General features: G+C 39.2%; 13 protein-coding genes and 2 pseudogenes. 9 read left to right on the forward strand and 6 right to left on the reverse strand.

Translation table 11 applies throughout. The features are described from left to right. Window positions 1–54 precede the first annotated feature (54 nt). From PTET_RS07820 to PTET_RS07835, 4 genes and pseudogenes are all read left to right on the forward strand, one after another. Window positions 55–1,170 (forward strand): annotated as a pseudogene (locus PTET_RS07820) (transposase). Between the two features lie 211 nt (window positions 1,171–1,381). Beyond that, window positions 1,382–1,605 (forward strand): annotated as a pseudogene (locus PTET_RS07825) (IS3 family transposase); the annotation flags it as partial. Window positions 1,606–1,857: 252 nt separating this feature from the next. Further along, entirely contained in the window at window positions 1,858–2,373 is a 516-nt protein-coding gene (locus PTET_RS07830) for a hypothetical protein (RefSeq protein ID WP_013464913.1), read from the forward strand. A 452-nt stretch (window positions 2,374–2,825) separates the two neighbouring features. Beyond that, on the forward strand, window positions 2,826–3,377 hold the full coding sequence (locus PTET_RS07835) for a cytochrome b (RefSeq protein WP_013464914.1): 552 nt from the start codon (window positions 2,826–2,828) through the stop codon (window positions 3,375–3,377). A gap of 49 nt (window positions 3,378–3,426) precedes the next feature. Here the strand turns inward: PTET_RS07835 and PTET_RS07840 are convergent, their stop codons facing one another. Beyond that, a complete protein-coding gene (locus PTET_RS07840) occupies window positions 3,427–4,974 on the reverse strand; it encodes a methyl-accepting chemotaxis protein (protein ID WP_013464915.1) in 1,548 nt (515 codons plus the stop codon). Between the two features lie 183 nt (window positions 4,975–5,157). Next, a complete protein-coding gene (locus tag PTET_RS07845) occupies window positions 5,158–6,675 on the reverse strand; it encodes a leucyl aminopeptidase (RefSeq protein ID WP_013464916.1) in 1,518 nt (505 codons plus the stop codon). 240 nt (window positions 6,676–6,915) lie between these two features. On the opposite strand from PTET_RS07845, the gene PTET_RS07850 reads away from it, so the two are divergent. Both PTET_RS07850 and PTET_RS07855 read left to right on the forward strand, forming a co-directional pair. Then, entirely contained in the window at window positions 6,916–8,733 is a 1,818-nt protein-coding gene (locus tag PTET_RS07850) for a protein kinase domain-containing protein (protein ID WP_013464917.1), read from the forward strand. Between the two features lie 58 nt (window positions 8,734–8,791). After that, entirely contained in the window at window positions 8,792–9,223 is a 432-nt protein-coding gene (locus PTET_RS07855) for a DUF3859 domain-containing protein (protein WP_013464918.1), read from the forward strand. A gap of 63 nt (window positions 9,224–9,286) precedes the next feature. Here the strand turns inward: PTET_RS07855 and PTET_RS07860 are convergent, their stop codons facing one another. The 3 genes from PTET_RS07860 to acuR all read right to left on the reverse strand — a co-directional run bounded on the left by PTET_RS07860 (window position 9,287) and on the right by acuR (window position 11,453). After that, window positions 9,287–9,703: a VF530 family protein gene (locus PTET_RS07860; protein ID WP_008114664.1), complete on the reverse strand. Its 417-nt coding sequence runs from the start codon at window positions 9,701–9,703 to the stop codon at window positions 9,287–9,289. Between the two features lie 72 nt (window positions 9,704–9,775). After that, the gene (gene acuI, locus PTET_RS07865) at window positions 9,776–10,768 is read right to left on the reverse strand and encodes an acrylyl-CoA reductase (NADPH) (protein ID WP_058154590.1); all 993 of its coding nucleotides are present in this window, start codon (window positions 10,766–10,768) and stop codon (window positions 9,776–9,778) included. Between the two features lie 49 nt (window positions 10,769–10,817). Continuing rightward, complete coding sequence (gene acuR / locus PTET_RS07870) at window positions 10,818–11,453, reverse strand: acrylate utilization transcriptional regulator AcuR (protein ID WP_016900341.1); 636 nt, start codon at window positions 11,451–11,453, stop codon at window positions 10,818–10,820. A 362-nt stretch (window positions 11,454–11,815) separates the two neighbouring features. Between acuR and rmf the strand changes: the two genes are divergently transcribed. After that, window positions 11,816–11,986, forward strand: coding sequence for a ribosome modulation factor (gene rmf / locus PTET_RS07875; protein ID WP_008114656.1), 171 nt, complete (start codon window positions 11,816–11,818; stop codon window positions 11,984–11,986). A gap of 63 nt (window positions 11,987–12,049) precedes the next feature. On the opposite strand, the gene fabA is transcribed toward rmf, so the two are convergent. Continuing rightward, complete coding sequence (gene fabA, locus PTET_RS07880; RefSeq protein ID WP_008114654.1) at window positions 12,050–12,565, reverse strand: bifunctional 3-hydroxydecanoyl-ACP dehydratase/trans-2-decenoyl-ACP isomerase; 516 nt, start codon at window positions 12,563–12,565, stop codon at window positions 12,050–12,052. A 195-nt stretch (window positions 12,566–12,760) separates the two neighbouring features. Here fabA and PTET_RS07885 point away from each other — a divergent pair, with 195 nt between their 5' ends. Together PTET_RS07885 and PTET_RS07890 are read left to right on the forward strand one after the other, a co-directional pair. Next, complete coding sequence (locus PTET_RS07885; RefSeq protein ID WP_096038418.1) at window positions 12,761–13,618, forward strand: 6-carboxytetrahydropterin synthase; 858 nt, start codon at window positions 12,761–12,763, stop codon at window positions 13,616–13,618. After that, window positions 13,611–14,429, forward strand: coding sequence for a M23 family metallopeptidase (locus PTET_RS07890; RefSeq protein WP_096038419.1), 819 nt, complete (start codon window positions 13,611–13,613; stop codon window positions 14,427–14,429). Before PTET_RS07885 ends, PTET_RS07890 begins: the two co-directional genes overlap by 8 nt.

Consider the following 14,429-nt stretch of genomic DNA (forward strand, 5'->3'; position numbering starts at 1 on the left):
GTTTGGCGAACTAAGTACTAGGCTTTAATCAGTGTGAAAAAAGCTGGGTGTCTTATGGCAATCGCAAGAAAGCGTCAAGTAAGCTTGGTTGATACAAAGTATTATCACTGTATTTCACGTTGCGTTCGTCGTGCTTTCTTGTGCGGTGAAGACCATTTTATTGGTCAATCGTATGAGCATCGCAGAAGGGTGGGTTGAAGATAAGTTACTCGCACTAACCAAGGTATTTTGTATTGACGTATGTGCTTATGCTGTTATGAGTAACCAGCAAAATGTCGGAACATTTTACAACAGCGCAGCTGGCCCGGAGGGCGGAAGGCAGGATGCCTGAAGTACACGCATTTAGTGTTGTATGTAGATGATAAGAAAGCTAATAGGTTAAATGATAAAGCGATTGTTATTCGCTGGCACAAGCTGTGCAAAGGCACCGTACTTACGCAAAAGTACATACAAGGCGAAAAGCTAAGCAAAGCCGAACTTTTCTTTTTTAATCAAACAGTAAAGGAATACCGAGAGCGCTTATCAAGTATTAGCTGGTTTATGCGGTCGTTAAATGAAGACATTGCGCGCAGAGCAAATAAAGAAGATAACTGCACTGGCAGGTTTTATTCGCTGCCATCCATGGCGCTCACCCTTCGGGCTGCCTAACGGCATTCAAATTTATTCCCTATAAATTTATGGGAAGGTCGCTTTAAATCACAAGCACTCCTTGATGAAGCGGCGCTTGCCGCGTGTATTGCATACGTCGATTTAAACCCTATTAGGGCTAAGATGGCTATCACTCCAGAAGAGTCTCACCATACCAGTTTACAAAAACGCTTAATATACGCAAAAGAAGGCAAGCAGCCAAAACAACTACTTCGCTTTGCAGGTATGCCGAGTCAAATTATGCCAAAAGGGCTGCCGTTTAAGCTTAAGTCGTATCTTGAATTAGTTGAATTAACAGGGAGAATAATGCGAAAGGATAAACTCGGCCATATTGATAACACTCAACTTCCTTTACTGGAAAGACTCAATATATCTCCTGAAAACTGGTTAAAACTCACTACACAATTTACACTCGTATTTCACGGCGCAGTTGGCAGGCCGACCTCACAAGCAAGTTATTGTGAAAATTTGAATCGAAAACGGCGAGCTAATACAAGTAATTGTGAAAGGCTATTAGCATAAACTATAAATTACTCAGTAGAAAAGTTGAAACTGCATCATGCAGTTATTTTTATGCGTGGAATTTAGATTCAAGTGTAATAATGGCTTATTTGCTAGATGAAACGAAAGTAACGTAGTCGTAAAGCATAAATTATTAACCTATAAAATAAATATAAGAACTTAGCTTTTGCTTGTTAAATTAAAGTGGGTGTCATGTTAGTTCATCATGTTAGTTAGAGCGCTGTCAGATGCTAATTTGTTGTTGATAATAAAGTACGTGTTCAATGTCAATTATCAAACCTATGGTAGCCCGCGCGTATTTCATTCGCTAAAAAAGAAGGTGTGAACATAAGCCAAAAGCGTGTTGCCTGCTTAATGCTAGAAAACGGTTTAAGAGCCAAAGCATTTAATAATTACAGTAAACCGGCGAAGGTGAAGTTCTTTTATAAAGAGGTGTCAAAATTAAAGGGTTATCTAGACTATTTTTATAATAGACAGCGATTGCATTCAAGTTTAGGATATAAATTGTCTGCTGAGTTTGAATCGGCAGTTAATTGAAACGTGGACGGTGTCAACTTTATCGGGTGAAGATCACTTGTGAAAGCTATCGTCTTTTTTGTTTCAAAAAAACGCTATCTCACCAAATCGGTGTTTAAGGCTTTAAATGGCTTCGTATTTGCCATCATTTTAGTTAAGGAATAATAAAGAATGGATAATAATAAGTGGTATAAAAACCCTGAGATGATAGTTGCTTTATCTGCTCTTCTTATAGGGTTAGTTACTGCTTTTACGTCAATTTATTCAGCCTATGTTGATCGTGAATATGCAAGAGCATCAGTTTGGCCAAGGTTGGAAATATTCAGAAGTTTTAGCGAAGATTCATTTGGTTACGGTGTAAGTAATAATGGAACTGGCCCTGCATTGATAAAATATGCAAAAGTGAAGGATGATTCTAAATACATAAAAAAATGGATTGAAATAGAGGCATTTCAGAATATCAGACAATCACACCTTAGCAATCGCACATTGTCACCTCAAAGCAACATTACCCCAGTTTCTTACAAAGGAGAGAATGCAAAAGCTCTTGTCAAAGCCGATGATTTAATAAGTATAGAACTTTGTTATTGCTCTATTTACAAAGAATGTTGGGTTATTGATAGAGAAAACCGTCCAAAATCAGTGGAAGCTTGTATTGCCGACAATAAGCAAACATTTCTACAATAAACGCTAGTAAACAATAATTTAAAGCGGTACTGCTAACAGTTTACTCGGTTTCGTGCGCCGACACAGTTTTAGAAACAATTATCACCCCCTCGAAACAAAAGGGGGTAAATCTTGACTTCAGACATCAAAAGAGCCAATGCTGCAAGTGTTGGTTAGTCAAAACCACTCGCACTCAATACTCTGCGGTTTATTAATGTTTAAACGCGTGATAATTTAAAAAACGGTAACTTAAGGTTGCCGTTTTTTTATGCCTATTATTTAAGTTTATTTTAAGCTTGCTCAGTTATTATAACTAATACTTAAATTCCAGAATCATTAAACTATTGAACTGACTTATTAACTCATTCTATGTTTCAGATCATTAAACTGTGAGTGATTAAAGGTTAGCCTGTATACATGTACTCATATGCATAAGTGAGCTTTTAACTTTAATGCGTTTATTAGGAGGTATTATGAATTTTAAAAATACAGATACTCATTACAATACACTCTCTGTTGCTTTGCATTGGTTGATGTTTATTTTAATTGTGACTGTGTACGGTAGTATTGAACTTCGCGAATTATTTGATAAAGGCACTGAAACCCGTGATGCCTTTAAAATGTGGCACTTTATGTTGGGTTTATCGGTTTTAGCTTTAGTAAGCGTGAGGGTAGTTGCGCGTGTAGTGGGTGGTGCAGCACCTGCTATACAACCTGAGCCTGTAAAATGGCAAGATAAGTTAGCTAAATTTGTACACCTTGCGCTGTATGTGTTTATGTTTGCTATGCCAATTGCGGGTTGGTTAATATTAAGTATGGCAGGTAAACCTGTGCCATTTTTTGGTTTAGAGCTGCCTCCATTGGTAAGTGAAAACAAAGAGCTGGGTAAAACCATTAAAGAAATACACGAAACAGCGGGCGAAGTTGGTTATTACGTAATAGGCTTACATGCGGCGGCTGCATTATTTCATCATTACATTTTGGCTGATAACACCTTTAAACGTATGCTGTTTTCTAAAAAATAAACACATCACCTATAAAAAGGGAGACCATGTGTCTCCCTTTTTATATTAATTAATGATGTGTACTCTTAAACCCAATTCTAAACCCGCCCCAATGTTTACCGTTTACATAAATTGGCACCGAGAGGTCATGCAGTATTTCACCGGTATCACGTTTATAGGTTTGTAATAAAAAGCTTTCGGTGTGGCTACCACAGCGAATTCCTGTCGGGTCATTAAAAATACGTTTAGTACGGTTGTTTACTAAATCTTTTTCAAAGTTACCGGTTAGGGCTTGGCTATAGCGTTTGTTATGAGTAGGAAAGTAGCCCTTTGTATCAACGGCACCTGCAAAAATTATGTCTTTATTTTCCAGTATTGGTTCTTGAATAGCCGGCAGTGATTGATCTGTAAGTTTATCGTAATCGGTTGTGTACTTGGTTGGATTAGTATTCTCGATGGGTTTATAGTTTTGCGAAAAAAGTTGTTGCTGGGTTATTTTTCCGCTTTGGATCCAACCCTCAAAACATTCGCCAATTGCTTTACTGGCGTGTTTAGCCGACATCAGGATTGGTTTAAAGAATGCGTCATACTCTATGTTTTCAAGCTCTCTAAATATTGATTCTGATCCCAGCGATAAAGAAGACGCTTGCTGAGAAATTGTACTGCCTTTTTTAGTAACTTCGCCCAATAAACTACTGATGCTAGTGACTGAGCTATTTATTTGGGTGGTTGCATGCTGAAATGCCGAAACAGACTGATGCATACTATCAAGCGCGGTAGATGAGGCACCAATATCTTGGTTAATCGTTAAAAAGGATTGAGTCACGTTTTCTAGCTCTGATTTTACAGAAATACTTTGCTGTGAAACCTGCTTCATATCTTCATTGGTTTTTATACTGTTGGCGTTAATGTCTGTGAGCATGTCTGCAATTTGTTTGGTTGCTTCATTGGTTTTATTTGCAAGGTTACGCACTTCGTCGGCAACAACCGCAAAACCACGACCTTGCTCACCTGCACGAGCGGCCTCTATGGCTGCATTTAAAGCAAGTAGATTGGTTTGCTCTGCAATGTTTTGAATAACTTGGGTAATGCTTTGTATATCACTGGCACTTTTTAATAATAAATCTAATTGCTGGGCCACTTTATCTATAGAGCCTGATAACGAATCAATTTGGCTGGTGGCCGTTTGTAAGCGGCTATCGGCAGAGCTTGAGGCTTGCGCTGTTTGTACCATTGCTTGATTAATAGTGGTCATGCTGTCACTGAGTTCAGTACTATTTTGTGAAAGCTCGTGTGTGGCACGCCCGACAGTTTCACTCTCGTTATAACAAGCGTCTATTTCTTTAGATAAGCTATCAACATAAAATGACACTTCAGCTGCGCCTATGGCATTTTTTGAGGTGGCTTTGGTAATGTTTTGTGCAATTTTGTTATTGAACGACTGCACGGCACCTAGTGACGAATTGTTATTTGCTGATTCAGATTTTGCTGGTTTTATATAAAAAATTGCAGATAACATCACTATAATTGCTGCAGTAATGGTGGAGAGCTGTTCAAAATAGAAAAGAAAACAAATGCTTAAATAAAAAATGCTGTAGAGCAGGTAGGTTATTTTCATTCCTTTGACCTCGTTACTAATTGTTCCTTCTATCTTTGACTATAAATCAAACAAAATCAAATAATAAACACACTTTTAAGGATTTATTAATAGTGATGTATTGAGCTCTATAAAACTGTTTTCGTACAAAAAGCGCCAAAGTAGTAAACCTACTTTGGCGCTTTTATTAGTATTAATAAACAATTAGTTAGCTAATAACCATTCGCTTAATAAGCGAACACCAAACCCCGTTCCCCCTGGTGAAAGTTCATCTTTACCTTTTTTCACTAAGGCATTACCTGCAATATCGATATGCACCCAACGGGTATCGCCAGCAAAATGCTCTAAGAAAGTGGCAGCAGTGGTTGCACCTGGGCCACCTGAACCCACATTTGTTAAATCAGCTATGTCAGACTCCAACATATCTTTATACCCTAAAGGTAGGCGCCATAGGTTTTCGTTTACTTGTTTACCGGCTACCGTTAGTTGAGATACTAGCGTATCGTCATCTGAGAACACTGCCGCGTATTCATTGCCTACAGCACGGATTTTTGAACCGGTGAGTGTTGCAACATCAATCATAATTTCTGGTTTGTAGTGCTCACGTGCATACCACATAGCATCACTTAATACTAAGCGTCCTTCGGCGTCGGTATTTAAAATTTCAACACTTAAGCCCTCAGCGGTGCGAACAACATCACCTGGGGCTACAGCGAACTGCGATACCATATTCGCAGCCATACCCATAACGGCTACCACGTTTTTGTCAGCTTTAGCTAACGCCATTGCTTTAACTGTACCAAGCACTGCAGCAGCACCGGCCATGTCTGACTTCATACGTGCAATAGATGCACCGGTTTTAATGCTGTAACCACCTGAGTCAAACGTAATGCCTTTACCAACAAGGGCTATAGGGGCATCGTCAGACCCTTTATAATGGGCAACCACTAAACGGGCACCTTGCTGGCTACCTCGACCAACAGCTTCTAATGCACCCATACCCAGTTCTTTTATTTCTTTAGGCTCCAATACTTTGATGGTTACGCCCAAAGATGCTAATTCTTTTGCCGCATTAGCAAAGTCAACAGGTGTCATTTCGGTAGCGACTTCAGATGTTAAATCGCGGGCTAAAAACACACCGGCTTGAATACTTTCTAATTGGGTGTAAAGCTTGCGAGTTTGCTTAGTGTTATCAACATCAAATGTATAGCTAACTGTTTCAGTGTTTGGTTCTTTTTTATAGTTTTCAAAACGATGATCGCGTAAGTTTGCACCATGGGCAAAGTTAGCAGCAAGTAATGCATTGTCACTTACACCGGTTACATCTTCAAATACAACGCTGGCAGTGCCTACTTTGGCTTTAACTAGTTGAGCGTGAATATTACCGCCTAACTTAGCTGCTTTTGCTTTATCAAACTCGCTAGTTTTACCAGTACCTACGACTAAAACGCGGCTGTAGTTACTTTTACTTGGCGCAACAAGTTGTGCCACTTTAGCGTAATCGCCGGTAAAATTTTCTATATCAATAACGCGTTGCAATTGGCCATCGAACTGCTTGTCGAGCGCTTTAAATTGGCTGTTATTTCCATCTTGGCTATAAAATACAACCAGCGTATTTGCATCGCTGTTCACTTTTGAAGAAAAATTAAAGTCTGCGGCTTGGGCATTCATGCACATACTCAGAGCAAGCGCGATTGAAGAGGCTTTTATAATACGTTTCATTTTTTTAACCTAAGAATAATATAAAGGTGTGTTTTACCCTATTTACGATGCTGTGGTTAAGTAGGATACGGCGAAATAGCAAATAACAGCGATATATGTCTTAACCATTACTAAATATCATGACATAACGGCTTGATAAACATATTGTCATGCTTAAAGGTTTAATTCACACAATGCTCGCGTTACTATCAAATATAAAGGTAACACTGCGCTTTTAACAACTAACCTAGAGAACCCGCATTGAAAGCTAAAGAAATTCGCAATTTTTATATCAACGAAGAGCAGTCGGTTTATTTGCTGTCACACCGTGATGCAAAAAAACATCGTCAGTGGCTTAATATTTGTATTAAACAGCTCACTTTGCTTGGGTATAAAAAGGTAGAAATGATTGGCTCAGGGGCATTTGGGTTTGTATTTGCAGGGGATGATGAACATGGCCTGCCTTGGGTGTTTAAGTTTTCTAGAATTACGCTCGCACAAAGTGTACGTGATCGCCTTGAAGATGAAGCGTATATGCTTTCGCAAATCAAAAATCCCTTAGTGCCAACATTTTATGGCTTTGAGCGAATAAAAAAACAAGGCATTTTGATGATGGCGCGCGCTATTGGTGAAGACCTTGAAAAAGTATCACTAAAGCAAGGGCGCTTACCGGCCGCCAAAATAATGAGCTTAGCGGTTAAATTAAGAAATGTGTTGCTTGATTTACGTCGTCATAAAAATGGTTTAATCCCGCAGCCTATTGTACATGGTGATATTAAACCCTCTAACTTGGTGTGGGATGAAAATGAAAAGCAGCTTTCATTGGTTGACTGGGGAAGCTCTGTTTATGCCCAAGTAGATGAACAAGGAAACCCAATTGCCAGTAATTTTATGGATTTAATGTCAGGTGACTTAAGTACCACTAACGCACGTATGGGCGATGTGTATTTTATAGGTGATGCGCAAATGTCGGGTGAAAAGTCATCCCCTCGTTTTGATGAGCAGGGGGTTGCATCAACCCTATATGCACTTGCCTCGGCGCAGTCTTGCCGATTTGGTGCTCAGGCTATACCGGCCAGTAGTTTAATGCTACCTAAAGAGCTGGCGAATGTAATTGATGGCATGCTTTCAAAAGAGCGTAGTGTAAGGGATAGAGCCGGCGACTATTTTATGCGTAACATAGAAACCATGGCAAAAGCGTATTTACCACAACTACCAAAAACAGAAACTAAAGCGGCAATTCCGTTTTGGTTTAGCCAAGACCCCGAACCCGAAACCGTAGTTTATAGCTCTAGAAAACAATTTTTACGCCAAGCCGATCATAAACAACAACTTTTAGATGTTAACGATGCTCAGCTTGATAGGTATTATAAAGAGTTTTTATTTGATACTGGGGATACCGAAAAAGCGTTTTTAGCCTCTATTAGCCGCTTAGCTAAATATCCTGTAGTAGGAGGGCTCAGCTTTCATTGGAAAGATGAATCTTTGTATGTTGAATCGTCACTCATTATGCATGACGAGACCCTCGCAACCGCATTCACCGATGCAGTAAACAACACAGTAATGTTAGCCCAGGCTATTAGCCAAAAAGGCTTATTTAAGTGTTGTTTATTTGATGCCCGCAAAACGATTCAGTTAGAACGTGATGGCACTGGCGCGTTTAAATTTAACCAGTTACCTGAGCTTGATTATGAAGTGGTTAATGTAAAAGCCAGCGATGTAACGCGTCCGCATTCATATTTTGAAGATGGTAAAGACCCCGATGAGCAATTGCAACTGCCTAAAAAAGTGATTAAATGTGTATTTGAGCTAAACCAGATACATCATACCGGCTGTATTATTTTTGAAGCGCTGCCAGATAGGATGAAAATTCATCATTACTACAGATTACTTGATGCCAGCAAAGAAGTAGAATTTAAACGTTTACTAAATAAGCTTATGCAATACGCGGTAAATATTACCGACGTGGGGGTGGCTGGGTTTATGAAGTTGCCGTATAAAAATACTCGCGAGTTTAGTTTATGCGAGCAGCAACCCAGCAATTACTACCCTAAAAATCCAAAACAACTACTTAATTAATAAACCGCTCGCTTAAGCTGGTGGTTTTAAAATTGAAAGTACAAAAATAGAAAGTTCAATGGCAAAATCTAAACCACAAATTACATTACAAAGTTTCGGCATATATAGTCACTGGGACAAAGACAGTAAATCGCTACCGCAAATTACTCAATTCACTACGCAAGTCAAAGCAGAACTTGATGTAGAATTTGGTCTGATAGTTAATATTAAAAAAGCTAAAGGCGAAAAACTACATTTTTGTATTTACCACCCAGGTATTATAGATACCAATGGCGAAGTGATGCTGCCTTTTGAGGGGACTGTATATGTTAAAGACAACGACTGGTCGTTTTATTTAGGCGATACGGTATGGGAGCCTATTGAGGATAAAATAGGTGACTGGCGTATGACCTTATCTTTAGCGGGGAAAGTGATTGCGGATAAAACATTTAATCTTATTAATGAAAAAACTAAAACTGAAGACGACTTTTGGAAATACCGCGGTTATTAATTACTTCAGTTTGCAGTAACGCAAGAGCTAACGTTTATTGTTAACTCTTGCCTAAAATACGTATTAGTTACCCCACGGGTTACTTGAATTTGAACGTTGCTTACGGGTACGCGCACGTTGTTTTGCTGCTTTTTTTTCTTGAATACGTTTTGCATCAGAAAAGCTTAACTCGCAAGGCTCCCCTGGTTTATCGCCTTCAGGAATAATGCGGTCGCGTGGAGGCAGTTCGTATTGTACGTCATCTGGGCGAGGTAAGTTTTTAAGGCGGTACAAATAGAAATTATCTACTTTTTGTTGTGCCCACTCGGTTTTACGCAAAAATTTAACTGCAGATTTAATGTCAGGGTTATTTTTAAAGCAGTTAAGTTGTAAGTAGGCATGCAGGAGTTCCCACCCATATTGCTCAACCAGTTCTTCAACCACTTGCTCTAATTTAACGCCTTGCAGTGGGTTATTACTGAAAAGTTCTTGGTTGCTCATAGGTGTTCTCTCGTTATTAAAAAATCAGCGAACATTATAAATTTAATAACGAGAGTTTAGTAGCAAAAATGCTTAACTTTGACAATTAACCACTACACGTCCACGAATTTGGCCCTGCATTAGTTGCTCGGCGCTTTCAATGACTTGATCAAGATTTATTTCAGTTGAAATTTTATCCAAGTAATCGGCATTAACTAATGAAGCTAAACGTTCCCAAGCTTCAACACGATCCGCTTTAGGGCGCATAACGCTATCAATACCCATTAATGAAACCCCACGTAAAATAAATGGTGCAACCGAGGCCGGTAAGTCCATACCTTGAGCAAGCCCGCAAGCAGTAACAACCCCCCCATATTTAAGTGATGCACAAATATTTGCAAGTGTATGGCTACCCACAGAATCAATAGCTGCAGCAAAGCGTTCTTTTTGCAGAGGTTTACCAGGGTTAGAAAACTCATTTCTATCAATTACATTAGTTGCTCCTAATGATTTTAAATAGTCTGCTTGCTCCATACGACCTGTTGCAGCGGTGACTTGATATCCTAGCTGGCTTAGTAAATAAATAGCAAAACTGCCTACGCCACCATTAGCACCGGTCACTAAAATTTCACCTGACTCGGGAGTAACGCCTTGCTTTTCTAGTGCAATAACACTGAGCATTGCCGTATAACCGGCAGTACCAATTTGCATAGCTTGTTTAGGTGATAAGTTAGCGGGTAGGGGAATTAACCAATCACTGCTCAGTGCCGCTTTTTGAGATAAGCCACCCCAGTGCTTTTCGCCAACACCAAAACCATTTAAAATAACGTGGTCGCCACTTTTAAATTCAGCACTGTCGCTGCTAGTCACTGTACCCACTAAATCAATCCCCGGCACCATAGGAAAGCTACGTACAACAGGGCCTTTACCCGTGATGGCTAAGCCATCTTTATAATTTAAGGTACTGTAAAGCACATCAATTAATACATTTTCGTTTGGCAGATCGTCACTGTTTATGGTGCTTAGAGCTGCAGTGTAGTTGTCGTCTTGCTTATCTATAACAATAGCTTTGATAGAATTGCTCATTAGATTTCCTTTTAGACCGATCGTCTTTAAATTAGTAATAAAAAATGCATTAACTGAGTAATGCGCGTAAAAACATTTCTGTGTATAAAGTAAGTGGCTTACTTGATTGGGTTAGTTTAGCTCGCATTACTGCGCCTTCCCAACCCACCCAAAAATATTCACTCATTTGTTCGGTATTAATGTGTGGATTAATAGTTTGTTGCTGCTGGGCTAAATCTAAACATCGTTTTAATTGTTGTTGCCAAGCGATGTAGCTTTGCATTAAACGAGTTTTAAAGTCGTCACTTAAATGATTAAGCTCTTGATTTAAGTTACCCACCAAGCACCCGCGTTTGTAATCATACTTTTGCATTCCAGCAATTGCGCTTTGTGTGAAATTAACAATGCGCTCAAGTGCGGGGACTTCAGATTGCTCTAGGTAAAATTTAAGTTTATTTATAAAAAAATCGTCGTAGGCATCAACAAGAGCCAAACCATAGGCTTCTTTACTTTTAAAGTAATGATAAAAAGAGCCTTTTGGTACTTTTGCTTTTTTTAATATGGTATCGAGCCCGGTGGCACTAAAGCCAAACTCAGTTAAGGTTTCTAAGCCCACACGAATGAGCAGCGCTTTTGTATCTGCGCTGTCTCTGGCTATTTTGGGTGGGCGGCCACGCCTAGTTGCAACTGCTGGTGTTTTGTTCATGCTTCATATTAGACCGATCGGTTTTAATTAATCAAGCTTTTATTTGGGATGTTTTTAAAACAGCTCTGACGTTCATTTTTTGATTACAAATTAATTGGGAACTTAAGGGTATATTGTTAGTCACAAATATGACACTTATGTGTTTTAAACGATGTATCGGAACATTTTAATAAAGTTAAATTGGTTAAAGTTGAGCAATAAAATTATTTTTAAATTAATTTATCATTGCATCAGCAGCTTAGTTAAAGTCAAACAAATTAATTGTATTTTGTGTTTGAATTAAACATTTTTGTTGGCTATTTATTAAATGTAGATGAACTTAATGCTACAAAAATATAAATATAAAGGTGAGGATTTTACCGATGAAGAGACAGAAAAGAGATCGTTTAGAAAGAGCTCATTCTCAAGGTTTTAAAGCTGGTTTAGCTGGTCGCTCAAAAGAGCACTGCCCTTATCAACAAGTTGATCCTAAGTCTGAGTGGCTTGGTGGTTGGCGCGAGGCAATAGAAAATCGCAATATGTATAAAACATAAACTCACAACGAATTTAAGCAAAAAAGCCTCTAGTTAGAGGCTTTTTTGTTGCGTGCGTTAAAATTAAAACGCGCTAGTGTCTTGGAATAAGCCCACTTTTAAATCTTTTGCTTCGTATATAACGCGGCCGTCTACTTCAACAGTGCCATCAGCCATGCCCATAAACAACTTACGTTTAATAACGCGTTTCATATCTAAACGGTAAGTTACTTTTTTAGCCGTTGGTAGAATTTGGCCAGTAAATTTAACTTCACCTACACCTAATGCGCGGCCAAGACCTGGGCCACCAGACCAGCCTAAGAAAAACCCAACCAGTTGCCACATTGCATCTAAGCCTAAACAACCCGGCATTACAGGGTCGCCTTTAAAGTGGCAGTCAAAAAACCAAAGGCTAGGGTCAATATCTAGCTCAGCAATAATTTGGCCTTTACCGTGCTCACCACCATCATCGGTGATAGAGATGATACGATCCATCATTAACATGTTGTCACTTGGTAAACGACAATTTCCTTCACCAAACATTTCACCTTGACCACAAAGGATCAAATCTTCTTTTGTATAGCTATTTTTAGGTTCCATAACACTTTATCTTTGCTTAGAAATTGCCCCGTACTTTAGCGTACACTTGTACGCTAAACAACTCGGAGCAGTTAAAAAATGGTTTAAATATAGCCAATCAGTCAATGCAACTGATTTTAGTATGATTAAACCGCGCAATTACTAACAGAAATCATTATAATTAGGGCTGACTTTTAATCAGTTTAAAGGAAATTTATGACCCTTTTTGTTAACTCACTCACTGTGATTGATTTTTCTTACTTATGCAATAAACGCGGTGCAGTTGGCGAAAGTTGGATTGTTGATTTGACTTTACATGGCAAACTAAATGAAGAGTCTATGGTTTTAGACTTTGGCTTAGTTAAAAAGCAAATAAAAGGCATTATTGATGAGTGTATTGATCACCGTTTAGCTGTTCCAAATAACATAAACGGTAGCATTAATGAATTTGCTGATCATAAAACATTAGATTGTACATTTGGTGAGAATAAGCACCTTGCAATGAGTGCGCCTCATCAAGCTTTTTGCCTGATAGATACCGATAAGATAACCATTGAGTCGGTCACAGAGTATTTAATTGCCACAATACTGCCACAGCTTCCTGATAATATTGAAAAAATTGAACTGGTATTAAAGCCTGAGCACAACCAAAGTTTTTACTACCACTACAGCCATGGCCTTAAAAAGCATGATGGTAATTGCCAGCGCATTATTCATGGCCATCGTTCACAAATAGGGATCAGCTTAGGTGGTATCTCTATGCCTCGTTTACAAAAACAGTGGGCTGATAAATGGCAAGATATTTACTTAGCTACCAGCGAAGATCAAATCAGCGCCTCTGAATTAAAACACATTATCGCCAAAGAGGATGACGTGTGTTTTGCATATACAGCCGCGCAAGGTTATTTTGAAATGGCTATTAGCGAATCGCGTTGCGACATTTTACCCATAGATACCACAGTAGAATGTATTGCTGAGTATATTGCCGGCCAAGTAAAACTGCAGCATCCAGAAAAAGACGTAAAAATTACCGCTTATGAAGGCGTTGGCAAAGGGTCAATTAGTTATGCTTAAATCCTTATTAGTGTCAGCGTTAATTGTATCAACTAGCTTTAGTGCTATAGCGCTTGAGCTAAAAGGGCATTTAACTCAAGGCGGCCTAGTAACTGGGCAATTAGATAACGCTAAGTCGGTAAGCCTCAATGGTAAGTCGTTAAAACTTGCTGATAATGGGTTGTTTGTATTTGGTTTTGGCCGTGATGCAAAACCTGTACATACATTAAGCTGGGTAGATAAAACCGGTAAAAGCCACAGCCAAGATTTAGTTATAACCCTTCGTGACTACAACATCGATAAAATAACCGGTGTTGCAAAAAAATATGTATCGCCACCAAAAGCGGTCAGTGAACGTATTAGCCGTGAAGCGGTTGCGGTAAGAAAAGCGCGCGCTGTTAACTCTGACCTAGAGTACTTTTTACAGCCTGTGCTTAGGCCTGCCGAGGGCCGTATTTCAGGTGTTTATGGAAGCCAGCGTTACTTTAATGGTGAACCACGCAGACCACACTTTGGTTTAGACATAGCAAATAAAACAGGCTCTCCTGTGTATGCGCCGATCAGCGGTACCGTGGTATTTGCTGAACCAGATTTATATTACTCAGGTGGCACATTAATTTTAGATCATGGTCACGGTGTTACCTCGACTTATATTCATTTAAGCAAGCTAGATGTAAAAGTGGGGGATAAAATTACACAAGGTATGAAAGTGGCTGAAATAGGTGCTACGGGCCGTGTAACCGGCCCGCATTTAGATTGGCGATTTAATTGGCAAGGTGAACGCCTTGACCCTGCATTATTGATGCAAGACACATTAGCAAACAAAAAGTAG

The sequence above is a fragment of the Pseudoalteromonas tetraodonis genome, from assembly GCF_002310835.1.
In the GTDB taxonomy this organism is placed as follows: domain Bacteria; phylum Pseudomonadota; class Gammaproteobacteria; order Enterobacterales; family Alteromonadaceae; genus Pseudoalteromonas; species Pseudoalteromonas tetraodonis.